The organism is Qipengyuania sp., from assembly GCF_042095715.1.
Lineage (GTDB): Bacteria > Pseudomonadota > Alphaproteobacteria > Sphingomonadales > Sphingomonadaceae > Qipengyuania.
On the sequence record NZ_JBELMO010000061.1, the window covers coordinates 1 to 19911 of the forward strand.

General features: G+C 64.4%; 15 protein-coding genes and 3 pseudogenes. 8 read left to right on the forward strand and 10 right to left on the reverse strand.

The window, feature by feature from the left end:
* Positions 1 to 450, forward strand: a pseudogene (locus ACFDTG_RS12875) (F0F1 ATP synthase subunit beta); the annotation flags it as partial.
* A 65-nt stretch (positions 451 to 515) separates the two neighbouring features.
* Positions 516 to 608 (forward strand): annotated as a pseudogene (locus tag ACFDTG_RS12880) (F0F1 ATP synthase subunit epsilon); the annotation flags it as partial.
* Positions 609 to 654: 46 nt separating this feature from the next.
* Here the strand turns inward: ACFDTG_RS12880 and ACFDTG_RS12885 are convergent.
* On the reverse strand, positions 655 to 1143 hold the full coding sequence (locus ACFDTG_RS12885; RefSeq protein WP_375291440.1) for an amidohydrolase family protein: 489 nt from the start codon (positions 1141 to 1143) through the stop codon (positions 655 to 657).
* Positions 1144 to 1230: 87 nt separating this feature from the next.
* Between ACFDTG_RS12885 and ACFDTG_RS12890 the strand changes: the two genes are divergently transcribed.
* The 4 genes from ACFDTG_RS12890 (at position 1231) to ACFDTG_RS12905 (ending at position 9831) form a co-directional block, all read left to right on the forward strand.
* Positions 1231 to 2472, forward strand: coding sequence for a threonine ammonia-lyase (locus ACFDTG_RS12890; protein WP_375291441.1), 1242 nt, complete (start codon positions 1231 to 1233; stop codon positions 2470 to 2472).
* Positions 2473 to 2625: 153 nt separating this feature from the next.
* Positions 2626 to 3468, forward strand: coding sequence for an arginyltransferase (locus ACFDTG_RS12895; RefSeq protein WP_375291442.1), 843 nt, complete (start codon positions 2626 to 2628; stop codon positions 3466 to 3468).
* A 61-nt stretch (positions 3469 to 3529) separates the two neighbouring features.
* Positions 3530 to 5599, forward strand: a complete 2070-nt coding sequence (locus ACFDTG_RS12900; protein ID WP_375291443.1) for an autotransporter assembly complex family protein — start codon at positions 3530 to 3532, stop codon at positions 5597 to 5599.
* Positions 5599 to 9831: a translocation/assembly module TamB domain-containing protein gene (locus tag ACFDTG_RS12905; RefSeq protein WP_375291444.1), complete on the forward strand. Its 4233-nt coding sequence runs from the start codon at positions 5599 to 5601 to the stop codon at positions 9829 to 9831. Before ACFDTG_RS12900 ends, ACFDTG_RS12905 begins: the two co-directional genes overlap by 1 nt.
* 181 nt (positions 9832 to 10012) lie before the next feature.
* Here ACFDTG_RS12905 and ACFDTG_RS12910 read toward each other — a convergent pair whose 3' ends face one another.
* The 8 genes from ACFDTG_RS12910 to ACFDTG_RS12945 all read right to left on the reverse strand — a co-directional run bounded on the left by ACFDTG_RS12910 (position 10013) and on the right by ACFDTG_RS12945 (position 17313).
* Entirely contained in the window at positions 10013 to 10537 is a 525-nt protein-coding gene (locus ACFDTG_RS12910) for a fasciclin domain-containing protein (RefSeq protein ID WP_375291445.1), read from the reverse strand.
* A gap of 14 nt (positions 10538 to 10551) precedes the next feature.
* Complete coding sequence (locus ACFDTG_RS12915) at positions 10552 to 11559, reverse strand: hypothetical protein (RefSeq protein ID WP_375291446.1); 1008 nt, start codon at positions 11557 to 11559, stop codon at positions 10552 to 10554.
* Positions 11560 to 11626: 67 nt separating this feature from the next.
* Positions 11627 to 12208 carry a lysozyme gene (locus ACFDTG_RS12920; protein WP_375291447.1) on the reverse strand — a complete coding sequence of 194 codons (582 nt, stop codon included), beginning with the start codon at positions 12206 to 12208 and terminating at the stop codon, positions 11627 to 11629.
* 194 nt (positions 12209 to 12402) lie between these two features.
* The gene (glnA, locus tag ACFDTG_RS12925; RefSeq protein ID WP_375291448.1) at positions 12403 to 13812 is read right to left on the reverse strand and encodes a type I glutamate--ammonia ligase; all 1410 of its coding nucleotides are present in this window, start codon (positions 13810 to 13812) and stop codon (positions 12403 to 12405) included.
* A gap of 50 nt (positions 13813 to 13862) precedes the next feature.
* Entirely contained in the window at positions 13863 to 14201 is a 339-nt protein-coding gene (locus ACFDTG_RS12930) for a P-II family nitrogen regulator (protein WP_375291449.1), read from the reverse strand.
* Between the two features lie 226 nt (positions 14202 to 14427).
* A complete protein-coding gene (argC, locus tag ACFDTG_RS12935; protein WP_375291450.1) occupies positions 14428 to 15357 on the reverse strand; it encodes an N-acetyl-gamma-glutamyl-phosphate reductase in 930 nt (309 codons plus the stop codon).
* A 109-nt stretch (positions 15358 to 15466) separates the two neighbouring features.
* Positions 15467 to 15814 carry an SH3 domain-containing protein gene (locus tag ACFDTG_RS12940; RefSeq protein WP_375291451.1) on the reverse strand — a complete coding sequence of 116 codons (348 nt, stop codon included), beginning with the start codon at positions 15812 to 15814 and terminating at the stop codon, positions 15467 to 15469.
* A 98-nt stretch (positions 15815 to 15912) separates the two neighbouring features.
* The gene (locus ACFDTG_RS12945) at positions 15913 to 17313 is read right to left on the reverse strand and encodes a M17 family metallopeptidase (RefSeq protein ID WP_375291452.1); all 1401 of its coding nucleotides are present in this window, start codon (positions 17311 to 17313) and stop codon (positions 15913 to 15915) included.
* 34 nt (positions 17314 to 17347) lie between these two features.
* Between ACFDTG_RS12945 and ACFDTG_RS12950 the strand changes: the two genes are divergently transcribed.
* Positions 17348 to 18175 carry a DUF3298 and DUF4163 domain-containing protein gene (locus ACFDTG_RS12950; protein ID WP_375291453.1) on the forward strand — a complete coding sequence of 276 codons (828 nt, stop codon included), beginning with the start codon at positions 17348 to 17350 and terminating at the stop codon, positions 18173 to 18175.
* A 41-nt stretch (positions 18176 to 18216) separates the two neighbouring features.
* Complete coding sequence (map, locus tag ACFDTG_RS12955; protein WP_375291454.1) at positions 18217 to 19041, forward strand: type I methionyl aminopeptidase; 825 nt, start codon at positions 18217 to 18219, stop codon at positions 19039 to 19041.
* A gap of 430 nt (positions 19042 to 19471) precedes the next feature.
* On the opposite strand, the pseudogene ACFDTG_RS12960 reads toward map, so the two are convergent.
* Positions 19472 to 19861: pseudogene (locus tag ACFDTG_RS12960) on the reverse strand (heme exporter protein CcmB); the annotation flags it as partial.
* Positions 19862 to 19911 lie beyond the last annotated feature (50 nt).

Below are 19911 nucleotides of genomic sequence, written 5' to 3' on the forward strand. Positions count from 1 at the left end.
ACTTTCGCTCACTTGGACTCGACGGTAACGCTTTCTCGTGCGATCACTGACTTAGGTATTTATCCTGCTGTAGACCCACTGGATTCAACCAGTCGTCAGCTAGATCCACTGATCGTAGGTGAAGAGCACTACCAAGTTGCCCAGGATGCACAGCAGGTATTGCAGCGATATGGCGAGCTAAAAGACATCATCGCTATTTTGGGTATGGATGAATTGTCTGAAGAGGACAAGCAGCTTGTTTTCCGCGCGCGGAAGATTCAGAAGTTCTTTTCTCAGCCCTTCTTCGTGGCGGAGCAGTTCACCAGCAACCCGGGTAAATATGTGAGCCGTGAAGACACTGTGCGTAGCTTCAAGGGCATTTTGGCTGGCGACTATGATGACCTGCCGGAAGATGCTTTCTATATGGTGGGCAGCATCGAAGACGCCATTGAAAAAGCCAAAACGCTTTAATTGGTGAGCTTGTATTTGCCGATGTGCAGTGCTGATGACGGAAGGAGATAACGTCCATGTCTACAATGCTATGTGAAATCGTTAGCGCGGAAAAAGCGTTGTTTTCCGGTATCGTTAAGCAGTTGACGGCTCGCGGTAGCCTCGGCGATTTGGGCGTGACGCCTGGCCACGCTCCGCTGCTCACGGGTATTCAACCCGGTGTTATTACGTTGCCAGCCACACGGGGCGATCCGCAACCACGGCATCCAGATCGGCCGCGGTGGGGAAACGTCCGAGTCCCCATTTTTCCTGATTCCAGCCCCGGCCCAGGATCCATGGCCTTGCAGGATTTTCGCGGGCGAAGGCGGCTATCTTGTCCAGCGCCTCCTCGAGCGAATTGGTATCGCTGAGATCCAGGAGCATCGCGGATAGGCCGAGGTCCATGACATGGAGATGCGCGTCGATCATGCCGGGCATGAGCGTGCGTCCCTTGCCGTCCAGCCGATAATCGACGTCAGACGGTCTCTTGTCCCCGCGATGGAGAACCGCCTTCACCCGGCCGCCATCGTCGATGAGCAAGGCCTCGAATCGATCGATCTTGCCGTCTTCGTCGAGCCGAATTCCCTCGACATTGTCGATGAGCTGATCGGCGAGAGCCGGGGCGGGCGCGATCAGCGCGGCGGCGGCACACATGGCCAGGGCGAAGGTCTTCATGCGGGCCGGGTTAGGCGAAAGCGCGGGCGAGGCAAAGCCATTCGCGCGATTGCGCCCGCGCGCCCCCGCTCCTAAGCCGCCCGCGCAATGACAGCCCCAGACACCTCGTCCGCCACCGATCGCCTCACACTTGCCGATGTTCGCGCCGCCGCCGATCGTATCGCGGGCGCGATCGTCGAGACCCCCATGCTGCATTCGCAAACCCTGTCGCGAATTGCGGGCTGCGACATCTGGCTCAAGTTCGAGAATCTGCAGTTCACCGCCGCCTACAAGGAGCGCGGCGCGCTCAACGCGCTTCTGCAACTTTCCGAGGAGCAGCGGCGGCGTGGCGTGATCGCGGCCTCGGCGGGCAATCACAGCCAGGGCCTGTCCTATCACGGCACCCGGCTGGGCGTGCCGGTCACCATCGTGATGCCGCGCACGACCCCCACCGTGAAGGTCATGCAGACCGAAAGTGTCGGCGGGCAGGTGGAACTGTATGGAGAGACCTTCGACGAGGCCTATGCCCACGCCCGCAAGCTGGAGCGCGAGCGCGACCTGACCTTCGTCCATCCCTTCGACGATCCCATCGTCGCGGCGGGACAGGGCACGGTAGCGCTGGAAATGCTGGCGGCGCGCCCCGATCTCGACTGCCTGGTCGTGCCGATCGGTGGGGGCGGCCTGATGAGCGGCATGGCGACGGTGGCCAAGGCGAACAATCCCGACATCCAGCTCATCGGCGTTCAGGCGCGGCTGTTCCCATCCATGTTTTCGCGCGTCACGGGCAGCGACCTGCCCTGCGGCGGCGATACGCTGGCCGAGGGGATCGCGGTCAAGGCGCCGGGCGAGTTCACCGCGCAGATCATCGGCGAACTGGTCGACGAGATCCTGCTGGTTGAGGAGGGCGCGCTGGAACACGCGGTCGCGCTGCTGCTGCAGATCGAAAAGACCGTGGTGGAAGGCGCGGGCGCGGCCGGGCTGGCCGCGGTACTCTCCAATCCGGAGCGGTTCAAGGGCAAGACCGTGGGGCTGGTGCTGTGCGGCGGCAATATCGACACCCGCCTGCTGGCCAATGTCCTCCTGCGCGATCTGGTGCGCAGCGGGCGGATGGCGCGGCTCAGGATTGCGCTCCAGGACCGGCCCGGCGCGCTTTATAATGTGATGGGCCTGTTCGACGCGCACACTGTTAACATCATCGAAATCCATCACCAGCGCGTGTTCACTTCGCTCCCGGCCAAGGGGCTCTATACCGATATCGAGTGCGAAGCGCGCGATGCCAACCAGATCGCCAGGCTGGTGGAGGCACTGCGCGCCAAGGGATATTCGGTCGAAACCTTCGAGCTGGAATGAGGCGACAGCCCCATTAACCATCCGTCAGGAGGCGCTTGTGCGACGAGTCGCGCCGAATCGTGGTTAAAGCCCTTTCACCCAGCCTGAGAAACATGCATAAAATCCCGTTAACAGGTGACATTCGATTCACCGCAGGACAGGATTTGCTTTGGCGTGACTGCCCCGATACGCTTCCCCCGCTTCTTCGTGACGGCGCCCAGCCCGTGCCCTTACTTGCCGGGGCGCAGCGAGCGTAAGGTGTTCACGGAGCTTCGCGGCGAGAATGCCGACGAGCTCAACGAAGCGCTGGGCCGGATCGGTTTCCGCCGGAGCCAGACCGTCGCCTATCGCCCCAGCTGCCTCGATTGCCAGGCCTGCGTGTCGGTTCGCGTGGTGGCCGATGAATTCAAGCCGTCCTCCAGCCAGAAGCGCACGCTCAAGGCGCATGACGATCTGGTGGCGAGCGAATGCCGCCCCTGGGCGACCCCCGAACAATACGAACTCCTCCAGCGCTACCTCGCGGCACGCCATCCCGGTGGCGGCATGACGCAGATGGAGGAAAGCGACTTTGCGGATATGGTGGAACACTCCCCGGTATCCAGCTATGTCATCGAATATCGGGAACCCGGGGTAGGGTCGCAACCGGGCAAATTGGTCGGTGCCTGCCTCACAGATTTCCAGGGTGACGGGCTGTCGATGATCTATAGCTTCTATGACCCTGAAGCAGAGGCGCGTTCGGGACTTGGGACCTATATCATCCTCGACCATATTCGCCGCGCTGCGGAGCATGGCCTGCCTTTCGTCTACCTGGGGTACTGGGTCGAAGGGTCCGACCGGATGCAGTACAAGGTCCGTTTCCGCCCCATGGAGCGGCTGGCCCGTGCCGGGTGGGAACGCATCGGCGATGATGAGCACAGCCGCCTCATCGCTGCCGCGACCAAGCCTCGCAAGGGCGGCATCCGCCCCAGCATGCCCGGCAAGGACGGGGCGCGCGCGGAATATCGCGTCATCGCCTGACCGGCGCACCGGGCCGGTCGTCCCCGGCCTGCTGACCGGCGTCGCACTCTCGCTCCTCCCCATGCCATCGTTCGCGCAGGACGGAGGCACGGGCCTCTCGCTCGAAGATCTCATTCCCGACGCGGCGGTCGAAAATCCCGAGCAATGGGCCCAGCAGGGCACCAGCGAAACCGAAAGCGCAGCCGCGATCGATCCCGATTCGCCGACCATGGCGCTGGATGGCTCCGCACTCGCCTGGCCCGAGGACCTGGACCTGCCACCGCTGGAGGAGCTCGAGCCGGGGGAGGAGGTCCAGTATGCAGACCTTGAGCTGACCGGCCCGCAGCTCGCCTTCAGCGAAGCCGAGACCGAACGGATCAGCGACGATCTGATCCTTGGCTTCCCGCAGAAAGAACCGCCCTTTTCCGCGACTGGGGACTTCGTCGACCGGTTCGCCGATTTGTCCACGATCAAGCAACTCGACAGCGATTCCGATAATCTCGCCCAGCTCGGGGCGCGGGCCAAGCAGGACGAAACGCTGCTCGCCAACCTCCTGCGCGTCTATGGTTATTACGACGGCCGCGTGGTGCGATCGATCAGCGCGATCGATGCCGGCGAGGATGACGCCGGCGACCGCGCGAGGGTGCGCTTCGATGTGATCCCGGGCGAGCGTTACACCTACGGGGCCATCGATCTGGGCAATCTTACCAGCGCTTCGGACGGCCCGGCACTTCGCGGCGACTTCGGGATCAAGCCCGGCGATTACCTCCAAAGCGACGAGATAGTGGCCGAGCGGGCCGATCTCGACACGGCGCTCGGGGAAAGCGGCTACCCGTTCGCGGTCATCGACGACCCCCAGCTGCTGATCGATCACGAACGGCGGGAGGGCGATCTGACGATGCCGGTCGCGCCCAATGGCAAGTACAGGTTCGGATCGGTCGTCAGCAGCGATCCCGAATTCCTGTCCAGCCGCCACTTGGCGCAGATCGCCCGCTTCGAATCGGGCGATATCTATCGGCGCAGCCTGGAATTCGATCTGCGCCGGGCCATTCTAGCGACCGGCCTGGTCTCCTCGGTCACGGTGACCCCGAACGAGGTTTCGCCGCCAGCAGACGGAGCGCCGGGCACGGTGGACATGGCAGTAGCTCTGGAACGCGCAAAGCTGCGCACCATTGCCGGCGCCATCGGTTACGGAACCGAAGAAGGCTTCCGCGTGCAGGCGAGTTGGGAGCATCGCAATCTGTTTCCGCCGGAAGGCTTGCTGCGCGTGCGCGGCATCGCCGGAACGCAGGAGCAGCTCGGCGGGGTGACGGTGCGATTTAACAATTTCGGTGGCCGCGACAAGGTGCTGACCTTCGATGCCTACGCCTCGACACAGGACAATGCCGCTTTCGAAGCCCGCACCGTGGCATTTCGCGCCTCCTTCGAACGCCTCTCGAACCTGCTGTTCCAGAAGCCCTTCAGCTGGGCGCTGGGTACGGAGGTGCTTTACACGGACGAGCGCAACCGGGTGATCTCGGGCATCCCGAGAGACCGGCAGGAATATTTCATCGCCGGCATTTTCGGCCGCGCGACCATCGACACCAGCGACGATCTGCTGGATCCGACCCGCGGGTTTCGTCTCACGGCCTTTGTCGCGCCCGAAGCTTCGCGCACCGTGGGCGAGAACTTTTTCTATGTCCGCAACCAGTTCGATGCGTCCTACTATCGGTCCGTCAGTGACTCGGTGGTGATGGCCGGGCGGCTGCGCCTGGCCACGATACCCGGAGCCCCGATCTTCGCGATCGCGCCCTCGCGGCGGCTTTATGCGGGCGGCGGGGCGTCCGTCCGCGGATATGGCTATCAGGCGATCGGTCCCAAAAACGATCTTGGTGAGCCCACGGGCGGCCGGTCGCTGGTTGAGGCCTCGCTGGAAGCACGCATCCGGACCGGATTTTTCGACGGCGCGCTTTCGGTGGTGCCCTTCTTCGATCTGGGATCGGTCTCCATCGAGACGACGCCCAACTTCCGCACCAACAAGTTCGGCGCCGGGGTGGGCGTGCGCTATGCCACCGGTTTCGGCCCGCTGCGGCTGGACGTCGGCTTCCCCATCAATCCCGACCCCGACGACAGCGTGGTGGCGGTCTATGTGTCGCTCGGTCAGGCGTTCTGATGGCTGGGGAAACGCCGCCGGACGATCTCCCCGACGAGGAGACGACCGATCAGGTTACGGCCGATCGGGTGGGCAATAGGCGGCGCATAGCGAAATGGACCGTGGGGGCGCTGGGCGCGCTCCTGCTGCTCGTCGCGGGCGCGGCTCTATTGCTCAACACGCCCATCGGCCAACGCTTCCTTTCGGACCGGATCGCCGCGCAGACCCTGCCCAACGGCCTGAACATCCGGATCGGTCGCATCGACGGTAATCTTTACGGCAAGGCCGTGCTTCACGACGTGGTGCTATCCGACACCAAGGGCGTTTTCGCGACCATTCCGCGTGCCGTGGTGGACTGGAATCCCCGTGGTTGGCTGGCGAACCGGCTCGACATAGCCCACTTTGCGGCGCAGCGGGGCAGGCTGCTGCGGCTGCCCGAATTCAGGTCGGGCGATCCCGACAGTCCCGCGCTTCCCGGTTTCGACATTTCGATCGACAGTCTCGTCATCGACGATCTGACGCTGGCGGCGGGCATTGCGGGGCCCGACCCGCAGCGCGTCAATCTGCGGGCAGAAGTGCAGGTTACCGATCGGCGGCTGATGCTCGATTCGCAGGGACGTCTAGGCCCTGGCGATCGGTACGCGATCCATCTCGATGCTGAACCCGATGGCGACAATTTCGACCTCGCGCTCGATTATCGCGGTGCCGCCGGTGGGCCGGTTGCGGCGATGCTGGGAAGCGACAGCGCATGGCGCGCCAGGATCGCAGGCGATGGCACGTGGTCCCAATGGAAAGGACATGTGGTGGTGCGGCGGGACGAGGGCCGGTTTGCCGCCTTCACGTTGACCAACCGCGCCGGAATGTTTCACCTTCTCGGGCAGGTACGCCCCCAATCCCTGCTCACCGGCACGCTTGCGCGCCTGGCCGGCGACGTCGTCTCGATCGATGCCAGAGCCGCCATCGACAACCGCCGCTTCGATGGGCGCTACCGCCTCGCCAGCCGCGTGCTGTTCATCGACGCCGAGGGCGTCATCGACCTGGCCGAGAACGGGGTGGAGGGCATGGACGTGACGGCGCTGTCGCGGGCGCCGCTCGCGCTGGGTAATCTCAGGCTCCAGAATGCTCGCCTGACCGGCATGATCGAGGGCGGCTTTGCCGATCTCACCATCAAGCACTCGCTACGGGCCGGCCGCGTCGATCTGGGTCGGATACGCATCACCGGGCTCAATCAGGAGGGCACCGCCACCGTCCAGGGCGGCAAGTGGTCGATACCGGTGGACGCGGCGCTCGCGCGTGTCGACAGCGGAAACGCGCTGATCGATCCGCGACTTGTTGGCGGACGCGTGGATGGCGTGGTGACGATCGATGGGCGGCGGATCGCGTCCGACAGGCTCAGGATCGTGTTCCCCAACACCTCCGCCGACGTGGCCGTGCTTGGCGATCTTGCGCGCGGGACCTTCCGCATCGACGGGATGGTGGAGGCGCGCCAGCTCGCGCTCAGGAATATTGGCCGGGCGAATGGCAATGCGCGCATTGATCTCACGATAGGCGGCCCCTCGCCATGGGCGCTGACGGGGGCGCTCTCGGCCCGGATCGCGCCGATCAGCAATGCGACACTCGCCAATCTCGCCGGACCTTCGCTGCGGCTTCAGGGCGCACTGGCACTGGGCGCGAACCGTCCCGTCGCCTTCAACCGGATGCGCATCGAGGGCGCCAAGCTTTCCGCGACGCTCACGGGGCGTGTCGAGGGTGGGCGCACCACGCTCGCGGGAACCGGGAGCCAAGCGGATTACGGACCTTTCACCATAGAGGCCACGATCGCCGCGGACGGCCCCCGGGCCACGCTGGTCTTCGCCAATCCGCTGCCCGCGGCCGGGCTGGCGGATGTCCGGATCGCGCTCGCGCCGAGCGAGGAGGGCTTCGATATCGAGACCAGCGGACAGTCCCTGCTGGGGCCGTTCGATGGCGCGCTTGGCTTGATCATGCCGGCCGGGGAACCGGCCCGCATCGATATCAGGAGGCTGACCTTCAGTGACACCACCGCAACCGGCGCGCTCACACTCAATGATGGTGCGCTGTCGGGCAATCTGGATCTTTCGGGCGGGGGGCTGGACGGAACCATCGCTTTGGCGCCCAGGGACGGGGGGCAGGCACTGGATGTCGCCTTGCGGGCACGGGACGCGAATTTCGGCGGCGAGACCCCGATCGGCATCAGGCGCGCCACCATTCGCGCGCAGGGAGTGCTCGCCGATGGCAGGTCAAACTTTACCGGCAATGTACGCGGCGCCGGGCTGAGCTACGGGAGCCTGTTCCTCGGCAGGTTCGCAGCGCAGGGCCAGATCACCGATGGGGTCGGGCATGTGGATGCGTCCATTGCAGGTCGCCGCTCGAGTACCTTCGCGCTCGATCTCAACGGCGATGTGGCGCCGCAGCGGATCGCACTGGCCGCGCGGGGCGAACTGGGCGGCAGAAAGATCACCATGCCGCGCCGCGCCGTGCTGACCGAGCTGGAGGACGGCGGATGGCGGCTCGCTCCGACCCAAGTCAGCTATGGCGACGGGGACCTGCTGGCCAATGGGCGCTTCGGCGGCAATGCTTTGCAGCTCACGCTCAAGCTCGACCGGATGCCGTTATCGCTGTTGGATCTGGTCATGAGCGATATCGGCGTGGGCGGGACGGCTTCGGGCATCGTCAACTATGCACAGGAGGGTGGTGCCCCCCCACAAGCCGACGTCCGGGTGAAGGTTGACGATCTGACTCGTTCCGGGCTGGTTCTGACATCGATGCCGGTCGATCTGGCGCTGGTCGCGGAGCTGTCGGCCGATGCGCTGTCCGCGCGCGCCATCTTCCGCAATCAGGATATTCAGCGCGGACGCCTGCAAATGCGGGTAACGGACCTGCCTGCCGGTGAGGACATCGCCGCGCGCATCCGGGCCGGACGTCTCAATGCCCAGCTTCGCTACCAGGGCGCGGCGGAGAGCCTGTGGCGCCTGGTCGCGGTCGAGGCTTTCGACATGACCGGCCCGGTTTCCATTGCCGCCGACGCCACCGGATCGCTGGCAGACCCGCAGGTGCGCGGGTCGGTGACCAGCAACGGCCTGCGCGTGCGAAGCTCCCTGTCCGGAACGGACATCCGCAATGTCAGGCTGCGCGGAACCTTTGCCGGTTCGCGTCTGGCGCTCACCAGTTTTTCCGGCACCGCCGACAATGGGGGGGCGGTGACCGGCAGCGGGATTGTTGACCTCGCCGGCCTGGGGGAGCGGGTGCAGGGCCGCTTCCTGCAAGTTAGAGGGCCGACGCTGGACGTACGGGTGGCGGCCCGCAATGCGCATCTGCTGGATGCCAACGGCCTGTCCGCCACCGTCACGGGCCCGTTGCGAATCGTTTCCGACGGGTTGGGCGGTACGATCGCGGGCCGGGTGCGGGTTAATCAAGCGAGCTGGCGCTTGGGCACCACTTCCGACGCACGCAGGCTGCCCCGAATCGCCACCCGGGAAATCAACACCCCGAGCGACATCGGCCCGGCCAACACCACGCGCGGCACCTGGCGCTATCTCATCAACGCGCAGGCCGACAGCCGGATCGACGTGCGCGGACTGGGGCTGGACAGCGAATGGGGCGCCGACATCATTCTGCGCGGAACGACGGAGGATCCCCGCATCGGCGGCGAGGCGCAGGTGGTTCGCGGTACGTACAGTTTCGCGGGCACCCGTTTCGAACTCACGCGCGGCATCATCAGCTTCGACGAGACCGCGCCGATCGATCCGCGGCTCGATATCGTGGCCGATACCCAGGCGAATGGCACCGAAGTCGAGGTGCGGGTGACCGGCAATGCAATGGAGCCGGAGGTGACGTTCTCTTCCACGCCGGCGCTGCCGGAGGAGGAGATCCTGGCGCGGCTGCTGTTCGGCGGTTCGATCACATCGCTGTCCGCGACCGATGCGCTGCAACTGGGGGCGGCCGTGGCCAGCCTTCGAGGGGGCGGCGGTCTCGATCCGATCAACCAGCTTCGCTCCGCCATCGGGCTCGACCGGCTGCGCATCGTGCCCGCCGATCCGACCATCAATCGGGAGACCGGCGTCGCGCTGGGCAAGAACATCGGGCGGCGGTTCTATGCCGAGCTGATCACCGATGGTCGCGGCTATTCGGCGACCGAACTGGAATTCAGGGTGACCAGCTGGCTGTCGCTGCTGGCCAGCGTTTCGACCGTGGGCCGGCAAAGCGCGCTGGTCGAAGTATCCCGCGATTACTGATCGGCACAGCGCGGTGGGGTGGGACCGGAAAAAAGCCCCGCCGGTAGGCGGGGCCAAGTAAGGAAGGCTGGTGGGGCACCGACCAGCGCTTCAGGTCGCCCACAACGCTATGGCGGCCGGGCGCGGCCGTAAATCGAAGGCAATTGCCTAGGTATTTTTCCCGGTGGGGCTGAGCTTTTACTCAGCCTGGCATGAGCACGCTGTCGATCGGCAGGACCGCACCGTTCACGGCAGCAACCGCATCGGGCTCTATCCTCGCGGTTACCGGACCATTGCTGACCGTCAGCCTTTCTCCGTCCTGGGAGAAAGTCACCGTGTCGCCTGCCATCGTGCGCATTTCGACCGGACCATCAGCCCGGGCGATCGCCGCCCGGATGGAATCAGGCGTTACCTGACCGGGCAAGATGTGCGCACGCAGGATTGCGGCGAGCAGTGGGCGCTCTGCCACGCTGGACAACTGATCTGCCTTCTCCCCCAGTTTTGCAAAACCCGCATCCTCGAACGCGAGCAGCGTGTAATCGCCCTGGCCGTCCAGCACCGGAGCGAGCTGCGTATCGGCCAAAGCCCACGCGAGCTTCCCGAAGCGTTGCTCGCCCGCGACCACGCTCGCCACCGTCTGGCGGCTGTTGTCTATGACTCGGTCGACCGTATTCGGCTGCTTCTGAGTAGAACAAGCCACGGTTCCCAGCGCCATCAGCGCCGTCATTGCCAACCGCCCGCTCACAGGACGAGCTCGATCGCCTTGGCGATTAACATCGTTGCAGGATCGACCTGATAGATGCGCCCGTCGGCATAGCGGTAGATGGAATCGGCGCTGTCCACGTAACGGTCCCGATAGGGACGCGGCAGATTGTAGACATCGTATCCAGGTGGAAGCCTGCCGCCGACTTCGAAATTGCTGCCCGTCAGCAACGCGGCCACAGCTTCTATAGCCGCAGTCTCCGGGTTCACTCTATACACTACGTCGTCGGCATACCGATAGCGGTCCCGATCGCCCACGCCGAAGTAATTTCCGACATAGTCCGGAAGTTGGTAGCTTGGATAGGTTTGTGGCCAGACATGCCCGATCGACAAGGCCCCGCCCAGCAGTGGTATATATCCGCCGGCCGCGTTGCCGATCGGTAGCAGATAGCCATCGCGATAGGCATATTGGCCCTGCGCTGGGACGCGCAGTCCGAACAAATTGGGATTGTAGTCGTATCCGAACACCGGATCCTCTCTGGCTCCCGCAAGTCCGGGCGGAAGACAGCCGTTGTTCTTCTTCGCGAGTCCCGGCGGGCAGGCAGGCACCAGCACGCGTTGTTCGCCGAAAGCGCGGTCCTTTGTGGCCCGCGGAGCGAGGTGCGCAGGGTTCCGCCGATCGAGGCTCGGGTCATCACGGGCGAGGCGAAGATCGCCCCGTTTGCCGCTATTGCCCCTATTGTCGCGCCACGCTGCGCCCGTGCGGTAGTCCTCTCGGATACGTACCGCTTTTCTGTCAGCGTCGACGTCATTGCCCTTACCCGCAAACTCGGGGCCGGCCATCATGCCGGACGAGACGCGCGCCTTGGAATTGCCGTTTCCGGCTTCGTTTCCCTTGGGATTTCCATTGCCGCCGCCTTTGGCTTGCTGCGCGCCATTATTGTGTTGTGCCTCGTCGTTGCCCTTGGCCTTGCCGTTACCTTGAGCGACGACGGGTGCTGCGACCGCCACCGAGGTGACGGCAACCGCATACGTTAGCCACTTCATTTGTTAATCTCCGTGTTGCTGGCCCAACGGCAAGGAGCACCCGCGGTTCCGGACTTACGGCCCGGAATCAGGCGTCGTAAAGGGCCGCCTCGGCTTCGCGGCGCCGGACGAGCCCTTTCAGAACCCTGCCGCCGGACCGGTTCCAGCGGGCGAATTCGGCCGTGGCCGCGGCGTGATCGCCCGCGCGGTGTTTGCGCGTCAGCGTCGCCCGAGCAATCGCCCCGGTGTTGTAGTGAAAGCTGACGAGGGCATCGAACTGATGTTGCGTGGTCGGCGCATCGCCCAGAGCCTCCGACACTTCGGCTGCATGGCGCGCGACGTCGCGATCGAGCCGGGTGTCGCACATCTCCTGCGTCCAGATCGTGCCCGGTCCGATTCCGGGACCGGTGGCACCCCAGCCGATGGTCCAGGGTGCGCCGCCGGTGCCGGGATCGGGGTAGGCTTCATAACGACTGTCGCGCCGCTTCCTTGCGCAGCCTTCGAAACTCCGGATGAGGTCGATGCACGCCGGGCCCGCAGTTTGGGCGACGCGGGAATCGCGCGGCACCCCGGCCTGATCAAGTGCGCCATCGATCGCATTCACTTCGCGCTGGCGAAGCCCCCGGCCAACCAAGCGACGGAAAATGGCGAAAACGGCTCTGCGGGACATGGGACACCTCGTGGAAAGAAATTCGAGGCAAAGACTAGAGAAAGGGGGCGCGTGTAGGAAAATCCTATTCCTTACAACAGGATGGGTGTTGGTTCGGTATTGGAAAGTCCAAAACAAACGGCGCCCGGATTTCTCCGGACGCCGCCTGTTTCAAGACTGCGGTTCGGGCCGGTGTTGCCCGATGGCCACTGGCCTCAGGCCGAATAATACATGTCGAATTCCGCCGGGCACGGAGTGGTCTCCACGCGGAGGACCTCTTCCCACTTCAGCTCGGCATAGGCGTCGATCTGGTCCTTGGTGAAGACATCGCCCTTCAGCAGGAACTCGTGATCGGCCTCCAGCGCCTCCAGTGCCTCCCGCAGCGATCCGCAGACGGTCGGCACGTCGGCCAGCTCGGCTGGCGGCAGGTCGTAGAGGTTCTTGTCCATCGCCTCACCCGGATGGATCTTGTTGGTGATCCCGTCGAGCCCCGCCATGAGCAGCGCGGCATAGGCGAGATAGGGGTTGGCCATCGCATCGGGGAAGCGGAACTCCACCCGCTTCGCCTTCTCGCCCGCACCATAGGGGATGCGGCACGATGCCGAACGGTTGCGCGCCGAATAGGCCAGCAGCACCGGCGCCTCGAAGCCGGGCACCAGACGCTTGTAGCTGTTGGTGGTGGGATTGGTGAAGGCGTTCAGCGCCTTGGCGTGCTTGATGACTCCGCCGATGTAGTAGAGGCAATTGTCGGAAAGCCCGGCATAGCCATTGCCCGCGAAGGTCGGCTTGCCATTCTCCCAGATCGACATGTGCGTGTGCATGCCGCTGCCGTTGTCCGCCTTGATCGGCTTGGGCATGAACGTTGCGGTCTTGCCGTAGGCATGGGCGACCTGGTGCACGACATACTTGTAGATCTGCATCTGGTCGGCGGTGTGGACCAGGGTGGAGAAGGTGAGGCCCAGCTCGTGCTGCGCGGCGGCCACCTCGTGGTGGTGCTTGTCGCAGTTGAGACCCATTTCGATCATGGTCGAAACCATCTCGCCGCGGATGTCGACGGCGCTGTCGACCGGCGCCACGGGGAAGTAACCCCCTTTGGCGCGTGGACGGTGGGCCATGTTGCCCGCCTCGTATTCCTTGCCGCTGTTGGTCGGCAATTCGATATCGTCTAGTGCGTAGCCCGAGGCGGCATAACCGTCTTCGAAGCGGACATCGTCGAACATGAAGAATTCGGCTTCCGGGCCGACATAAACGGTGTCGCCCACGCCGGTGGACTTCAGGAAGTTCTCGGCACGCTTGGCGGTGGAGCGCGGATCGCGCGCGTACCATTCGCCGGTGGACGGTTCCACGACGTCGCAGAACACGATCATCATCGGTTCGGCACTGAACGGATCGATATAGACCTGTTCGAGGTCCGGCTTCAGGATCATGTCGCTTTCGTTGATGACCTTCCATCCTGCGATGGAGGAGCCGTCGAACATCAGCCCGTCTTCAAGCTGATCCTCGTCGAGGGTCTTGGCCACCATGGTGAGGTGCTGCCACTTGCCCTTGGGATCGGTGAAGCGCAGGTCCACCCACTCGATGCTCTCGTCCTCGATGCGCTTGAGGACATCCTTTGCTTTCGACATTCGGTATTCTCCGTCCTTGGTTTGTGCTGGGTGGACCCCGTCTTTGAAGTTCAGATCGCGTCGTCGTCGCGTTCGCCGGTGCGGATGCGCAAGGCGGTTTCGATGGTGGACACGAAGATCTTGCCGTCACCGATGCGCCCCGTCTGAGCGGCGGCGGAAATCGCTTCCACCGTCCGCTCGGCCAGCGCCTCCGGCACCACGACCTCGAGCTTAACCTTGGGCAGGAAGTCGACGACGTATTCGGCGCCGCGATACAGCTCGGTATGGCCCTTCTGCCGGCCGAAGCCCTTGGCCTCGGTCACGGTGATGCCGGACACGCCGATCTCGTGCAGCGCCTCCTTCACCTCGTCCAGTTTGAACGGTTTGATGATCGCTTCGATCTTTTTCACGCTGCTCCGCTTCCCCTATCGCCGTGCCCTGCGGCTCGATCCTAACAAAGTGTTACCAAGAATCGTGCCAAGCCCTGTGGATCACGGCCTACCGCATCGCAGCAGCCATGCAAGGGCGGTTCGGCGCACAATTTGCAAAGCTGCGGCGACATGCTGCGCAATTGCGACGCTTTGGGCCACCCCGGTGCCCAAGCGATGGGCGGTGCCTGCCTAAGATTTGGGCAGATCAGAGGCGCAGACCGGCTGTCTCGGTCAGGCCGCACATCAGGTTGAGAGACTGGATCGCGGCGCCGCTGGCCCCCTTGCCCAGATTGTCCAGCACCGCGATCAGACGCGTGTGATAGCCTTCCTCATTGCCGCGCACATGCAGCGTCATGCCGTCGCTCGGCGCCTGGTGGCTATGAAGGAGCAATTCGGTCGTATCGCCCTTTTCCGCCACCGCGATCACGTGCGAACCGGCGTAGAAATCGGCGAGGGCGGCGCGCAGATCGTCCGCCCTTGGACTGGGGGACATCGCGCCCAGGTGCAACGGCACTTCGACGACCATGCCGCGATAGGCGGGGACCACGGAGGGCGCGAAGATCACGCCATGCTTGAGCCCGGCATGGATCTTCATTTCCGGCCGGTGCTTGTGAGAAAGGTCGAGGGCATAGGTTCGAAAGGCGATATCGCCTTCCGCTTCGAACCGCTCGATCAGCGCCTTGCCGCCGCCCGAATAACCGCTGACGGCATTGACGGTATAGGGCCAGTCGGAGGGAATCAGTCCGGCCTTCACCAGTGGCGCGACCAGGCCCAGGAAGCCGGTGGGATAGCAGCCGGGATTGGCAACGAACTGCGCCTCCGCCACCCGATCGCGGCCGACGATCTCGGGGAATCCATAGGTCCAGCCTTCCTCCACCCGATGCGCGCTGGAGGCGTCGATCACGCGCGTCCCGCTGTCCGGAGCGATCAGCCGGACCGCTTCGCGTGCCGCATCGTCGGGCAGGCACAGGATCGCCACATCCGCCGCGTTCAGCGCTTCGCGCCGCGCGCCCGCATCCTTGCGCCGCGCTTCATCCAGCACCAGGAGTTCGAATTCGTCGCGCCCGGTCAGCCGGTCGAGAATTTCGAGCCCGGTGGTCCCGGCGGCGCCGTCGATGAAAATGGTATGGGACAAGGCGTTACCTCCAGATCGTTCGCCCTGAGATCGTCGAAGCGCGGCTCCTACTTCGAGGCGGGGTACGAATAAAGATGCAGGACGTCACCCGGTTCGGTCCGGGCGGACATCAGAAATCGCTTCGTCGCAGGCTCGCCGTGGGCAGATAGCCGACATAGCCGTCTTCCCCCACCTGGCCCCAGGCCCAGTCGCCAGCGATGTCGAGCACTGCGAAGGGTGTGCCGGGGGGCAGCGTTTCGCGTACAACCCCGTCGCTGCGCGGGGACGTCAGCAGAGCCGCGGTATCGGTCAGCACATGCGGCATGGGGGCGGCATAATGCGGCACGAAAACCCGCCCGGCCAGGCGCACATGGGCCAGATCGCCGCGCACGGGCAGGGTCGGCGAATCCAGTCGCGCGCTCGGCCCGGTCAGGGCGAGTTCTCCGGTCGGTGCCGCGCTCACGAAAAAGAGGTCCATGTCGTCGGAGTGATCATCGAAGTGCGCGGCGTTACCGCCACGCGGCCGCGCGGGCAAGCGGCAGGCCGCGCTTGTCCCAAGCCGGAGCGATCGGCGCGTTACGCGGCGCCATAGCGGGCCTGGAGCATATGCCAGGCCGCGCGCAGGCCCAATGCCTCCCCGCCCTTGGGCCGTCCCGGCTTAGGGGAGGGGCGCCAGGCGAAGGTATCGAAATGCGCCCAGTCGATCCCTTCCCCGACGAACTTGTCGAGGAACAGGCCCGCCACGCTCGCCCCCGCAAAGCCGCCGGTGTGCGCGTTGTTGGTGTCCGCGATGTCGGAATTGAGATATTCGCGATAGACTTCGGGCAGCGGCAGGCGCCAGACCTCGTCGTCATGCGCCTTGCCCGCCGCTATCAGGGCGTCCGCCGTTTCGTCGCGCCGGGTCATCAGTGCCGGCAGGTCCGGGCCCAGCGCCACGCGCGCGGCGCCAGTCAGGGTGGCGAAATCCAGAACGAGATCGGGCTTCTCCTCGCTCGCGCGGGTCAGCGCATCGCCCAGGATCAGGCGCCCCTCGGCATCGGTGTTGCCGATTTCCACCGTTATGCCCTTGCGGGTCTTGAGCACGTCGCCCGGGCGAAAGGCATTGCTGCTGATCGCGTTTTCGACCGCCGGCACGATGCAATGCAGCCGCACCGCCAGCCCCGCGCCCATGATCAGCCCGGCAAGCGCCAAGGCATGCGCCGATCCGCCCATGTCCTTTTTCATCAGCAGCATGCCGGACGAACTCTTCACGTCCAGCCCGCCCGAATCGAAGCATACCCCCTTGCCGACCACCGCCAGCACCGGGTCGCTTTCCTTGCCCCAGACCAGATGCAGCAGCCGCGGTGAATGGCTGCGCGCGGCGGCACGGCCGACGGCGTGAACCATCGGGTAGCCGCTTTCCAGCGCATCGCCGCGCGTGACATCCAGCTTCGCGCCGTGCTCTTTCGCGAGGCTTTCGGCCTGCTCCTCCAGCGCGGCGGGCCCCATGTCCTCTGCCGGGGTGTTGACCAGATCGCGCACCAGGCAAACCGCGCGCGCTTCCGCCAGCGCGGGCGCGATCTTCTTGACCTCGGTCGTCAGCAGGATGCGCGGGCCGACCGGGTTTTCCGGGGTCCGATATCGTGTGAAGCTGTATTGTCCGGTTTGCCAGCCGTGAAGGGCCGGGCCGGGTTCGCGCCCTTCCAGCCGATAAGTGCCCGCGGGCAGCACCTCCGCCAGCTTGGCCATGCACCAGCTAGAAAGTTTGGCCGGATCCGCCACCCCGCCGACTGCGAACCAGCCTTCGCCGTCATTGTCCTTGGCCGGGACGATCGCCGTCTGATATCCCCCGCCTTCGAACTTCTGCGCCGCCAGCGCCGCGCGTTGTGGACCGGATAGCGTCTTCGCCCATTCTTCGAAGCCATCCTTGTTCACCAGATGGATGGGGATCGCGTCCTGTCCGCGGTCGGGCTGGATCAGATCGGGGGTGTCGGCCATTGTCGGTTCATCCGGATTACGAGAGTAGATTGATATGCGTGCCGCCCTGTTGATGATTCCGCTGGTTCTGTCGAGTGCAGCCTGTTCCTCCCAGGACGACTTCGCGCGCGAAACAGGCGTTTCCGATTCCGCCGCGCAGGCAACCGCCGGGGCCAGCGCACAGAAGCCCGCGCTGGAGGGGCTCTCGGTGAAGGAGACGGCGGAAAAGAACGGCGGAACCTGGGAATTCGCCTACAGCTATCCCAAGGCTGTTGCCGCCGAACCCGCGCTGGCCGAGCAGTTGACGGCGGAAAAGGACAAGGCGCTCGCGAACGAAAAGGCGGGATGGAACGGCGCCCAGGCCGATAGTCCGCCCGATTGCTCGGCCTGCCGCAGCCGCGGCTACGAAAAGGAATGGAAGGTCGTTGCCGATCTTCCCAACTGGCTGAGCCTGTCTGCCGATACCTATACCTATACCGGCGGGGCCCACGGGATGAGCGGATTGCAGTCGCTCGTCTGGAACAAGAAGAACGATGAAGGCATGGAGGGCGTGGAGCTGTTCACTTCCGCCGCCGCTCTCGAAGCCGCGCTTGGCGACAGGCTCTGCAAGGCGCTTAATGCCGAACGGCAGAAAAAGCGGGGCGAGCCCGTTGATTCGGCTAACGCCAATTACGGTTTCAACGAGTGTCAGCCGATCAAGGACTCCACGGTTCTGGTGGGATCATCCAACGGCAAGACCTTCGACCGTATGACGGTCTATTTCGGTCCCTATGTCGCAGGTCCTTACGCCGAAGGGGCCTATGAACTGGATTTCCCGGTGACTGCAGCCGTTCTCGACGCAGTGAAACCGGAGTATCGCGGGTCGTTTTCCGTGAAAAGCTGAACGCCTCGCATTTTGGCAGGCGAGTCGCTATGTGAGGCAGCATGAACGAATATCAGGTCATCGACGGCGCCGAGACCGTCATTCGCGACGGTTCCATCAAGCTGCACGGGCCCGAAGGGTTCGAAGGGATGCGCCGCGCAGGCCAGCTTGCCGCCTCCATCCTTGACGATATCGCCGAACTGGTGGTGCCCGGCGTCAGCACGGCGGCGCTCGATGATTTCGTTCGGGAGCGCACGCTGGCGGGCGGCGCGGTGCCCGCGACCATGGGCTATCGCGGCTATGCCCATAGCTGCTGCATATCGGTCAACCATGTGATCTGCCACGGTATTCCCAGCGAAAAGACACTGAAGGACGGGGACATCGTCAACATCGACGTCACCCCGCTGCTGGACGGCTGGCATGGCGATACAAGCCGCATGTATTACGTCGGTGAGGTGCCGCTGAAGGCGAAGCGGCTGGTCGACGTGACCTATGAATGTCTCATGCTCGGCATCGAGCAGGCGAAGCCGGGCAACCGGCTGGGCGACATCGGCGCCGCGATCGAGGCGCATGCCCGCCAGCACCGCTATGGCGTGGTGCGCGAGTTCTGCGGCCACGGCGTGGGGCGCCTGTTCCACGATGCGCCCGAGGTGATCCACGCCGCGCGCCCGGGCACCGGCCCGCTGCTGAAGCCCGGCATGTTCTTCACCATCGAACCGATGATCAACGCGGGCAAGCCGCACGCCAAGATGCTGAGCGACGGGTGGACGGCGGTGACGAGGGATAAGAGCCTGTCCGCGCAGTTCGAACATTCGATCGGCATTACGGAGGATGGCAACGTGGTGTTCACGGAGAGCCCCAAGGGGCTGCACCGCCCGCCTTATTGATGGCGTCTGCTATTGGGGTGGAAAGCCGCTATTAGTTGAAGAAGGGTGGGAGAAGTAGAAGAAGGCTCCACAGCATGAGTATCGACCCAGTGGCCAAACCATAGCCGCGGAAGCTAGAGTGCTCTTTTCGCATTCGAAGATACCGACGTTCTTGTAAAACTAGATAGACCGGCAGCGCATAGACAAAACTCATGAGCATTACGAACCCAGCCAGAGCCATTGGCTTGCTCGGCACGTTTGCGGGGAGAGGTCGTCCATTTAGCGCAGTCATAAGAACGAGGAGGAACGTTCCAAATACCATCCACAAGATTGCTATGAGGGCGAACCAGCGCGGACGTCCCGTTTGGCGGTTCGGAGTCATGGTGTGACCATAGCGAAGGGAGCGCTGAATTTGAACGTCTGAGTGGGGGTCGTTTGCTGACAGGCCCCTTTAGCCTTCCCGAGCAGCCCGCATCGCAGCCCCCGAGACAAAGGGCGCCACTGCGCACAACCCCAGGCTGATCGCTGCCGTGAAGACCAGCGCCGCCGGATCGGGGCGGGCGAGGGCGCCGGCTCCGAAGATCAGGATCGGCACGGCCAGCGGGATCACCATCAGGCCTGCCAGCGCTGCCCCGCCCCTTAGGCTGGCGGTGAGCGCGGCGATGGCGAGGCCAATGGCGGCGAGACCGGGCGTACCGGCCAGAAGGCCCAGCAACAGCACCCGCACTGTCTCTCCGCTCAGCCCCAGCAGCGCGGCGGCGGGGAGGGTGGCGAGGAGCAGTAGCGGCGCGAACGCGAGCCAGTGGGCAATAAGGCGGCTCGCCATGGTCAATTCTTCGGCGCCGTCGGTTTCTTTCTTTCACGTATCCTCACGGCATATCAGCTCGGCCA